Below are 1809 nucleotides of genomic sequence, written 5' to 3'. Positions count from 1 at the left end.
CGTTGGTCAGGTGCCACACGGAACTGGGATTTGAAGGACGAGGTCTGGCTTAATCCGGAACGGGTTCAGCCGGAAATACTAAAGCAAGCTGCTTGAAGTGACGCGACATCTTTATTGACAACTACCGGTTTAGACATTGCCCGTGCAACTCCAATCTCTTGTTTAACTGCCTTCAAGATCTTGGCTGGAGTATTCAGTTCTGCTGGCTGCTTATACTCGATGACCGCCTTTACAGCGCCGTCGGGGGTAACAATAAGACCATCTGGTTTTTTTGCCGCGATTTCTTTCGACGGCGCATGCGAAATGATCTTTTCTTTGTGTAATTGCCGAAGCGAGCTCGCGCGCGTTGCGTAATAAATGTACCGTCCAAGTATCGTTGGCACAATTTGCATCAATTCTTCACTCATTACCTGCTCCACTAGTCCTGCAAAATAATCAAAAATATTTTCTGAAACTACCTACAACCAACCCAAAGATTTCAAGTTGCTCGCAGGCTCTAATTGGTGGATACGAATCATTCGCCGGCTTAAGAAAAAAACCATCATTGTCTCTAGCTAGATATTTAACGGTAAATTCGTTATCTACCAAAGCAACAACTATCTCACCAACATTTGCCGGTGCGCCTTTTGTAACAATCACCACATCCCCGGCCAAAAGCCCCGCCCCTATCATCGAATCTCCCTTAACCTTGAGGAGTACTGTTCTGGACGGTTGATCGATGAGTAGACGATCGATGCTGATTAGCTCGCCAAGGACGTCATTTGGAGAAGCAGTACCGCCAGCTAAAACAGTGTCTGCAATAACGCGAGAAGAAAAATTCGGGCCAGGCGCAAGACGTCGATCCGGCGTTGACGTCAGGAAACCTCGGTCCTTGAGTCGCTGCACCATGACTGATACCGCCGAGGTGGTCCTCAACCCGACAAGCCCAGCTATCCCCGAAAATGAGGGAAAAACACCGTGCTTCGCATAGTATTCCTGCAATTTTTGCAGGTACCTAGAATCTTGATTCAACATTCTTTCAACTATATAGAATGATCGCTCGAAATAGAACAAAATATCGAGTAATTACTCATTATTTAACCAGGCTGAAGAGAAGACGTTGCTTTCGTAAAAAATAATTGGTGTAAATATTCGATTATGTCGAGCATTCACTCGATATTGCACAATAACTCCGTTGAGTTCAATATGAGGTTCGAAAAAGCAGAATGCCTTGTAAGAATTGAATGAATTCTTGTAAGTACTGTGCTGAGCATCAGGACTATGAGGCTGAGAATTTTGTTTTTGGGTGTTCTCTAAAGCTAGCGGAACAACCTTGCGCACTATGTCATCGATTTTTATATCAAAGGCGATCTCGCCAATACGCTAGCCTTAGCTCGATTTTGTTGGCCTTGAGCAGGGACCTTACGTCACTCAGACAATCACTTGGTAACGCCAATGTTTCGGATGGTTTTCGGCGCGACCGATAATGCGTAGTTTGTCCTATGCGGACATTCGCATTGCTTGCGAACAGCGCGCGCATCCTCACGCCAATCTGCATCGTCAAAGTCGACGGCGAGAAAGTAGAAAGGTCGCCTGGTAGTAGCGGATAGACGCCTGCGGTGATCTCGCCCTTGAGGTGGAGAAAAATGACGTTGTCGGTTACAGGCAAGTACAAGCTCTTGTTACACTCATTGCACTTTATCCGTAAGCGCTGAATTAAGCACACGGCCACTGGCGTGGACATGGCGCTGGCCGAGTTAGCCAGCGGCTGTCGCGTTTTGCGGCTGGAAGTTGAACGGCAGCAGGTCCATGACGTCGGCATCCGGCTGG

General features: G+C 47.2%; 3 protein-coding genes. All 3 read right to left on the bottom strand.

Annotated features, from left to right (window positions below):
• Positions 1 to 65: 65 nt before the first annotated feature.
• The 3 genes from KHU29_RS21960 to KHU29_RS22605 all read right to left on the bottom strand — a co-directional run bounded on the left by KHU29_RS21960 (position 66) and on the right by KHU29_RS22605 (position 1723).
• Positions 66 to 407 carry a hypothetical protein gene (locus KHU29_RS21960; protein ID WP_211455454.1) on the bottom strand — a complete coding sequence of 114 codons (342 nt, stop codon included), beginning with the start codon at positions 405 to 407 and terminating at the stop codon, positions 66 to 68.
• 28 nt (positions 408 to 435) lie between these two features.
• Entirely contained in the window at positions 436 to 1014 is a 579-nt protein-coding gene (locus KHU29_RS21955) for a LexA family protein (RefSeq protein ID WP_211455453.1), read from the bottom strand.
• 325 nt (positions 1015 to 1339) lie between these two features.
• A complete protein-coding gene (locus tag KHU29_RS22605; protein ID WP_425514507.1) occupies positions 1340 to 1723 on the bottom strand; it encodes a TOTE conflict system archaeo-eukaryotic primase domain-containing protein in 384 nt (127 codons plus the stop codon).
• Positions 1724 to 1809 lie beyond the last annotated feature (86 nt).

The sequence above is a fragment of the Collimonas antrihumi genome, from assembly GCF_018304965.1.
Taxonomy (GTDB): Bacteria; Pseudomonadota; Gammaproteobacteria; order Burkholderiales; family Burkholderiaceae_D; genus Collimonas; species Collimonas antrihumi.
Note: the sequence above shows the minus strand (reverse complement) of the source record. Positions and strands in the feature narration are given on the sequence as shown.

Bases quoted from the DNA above. Each gene is read 5' to 3' on its own strand.
- KHU29_RS22605 (WP_425514507.1), bottom strand. From the start codon at position 1,723: ATGTCCACGCCAGTGGCCGTGTGCTTAATTCAGCGCTTACGGATAAAG.
- KHU29_RS21955 (WP_211455453.1), bottom strand. From the start codon at position 1,014: ATGTTGAATCAAGATTCTAGGTACCTGCAAAAATTGCAGGAATACTAT.
- KHU29_RS21960 (WP_211455454.1), bottom strand. From the start codon at position 407: ATGAGTGAAGAATTGATGCAAATTGTGCCAACGATACTTGGACGGTAC.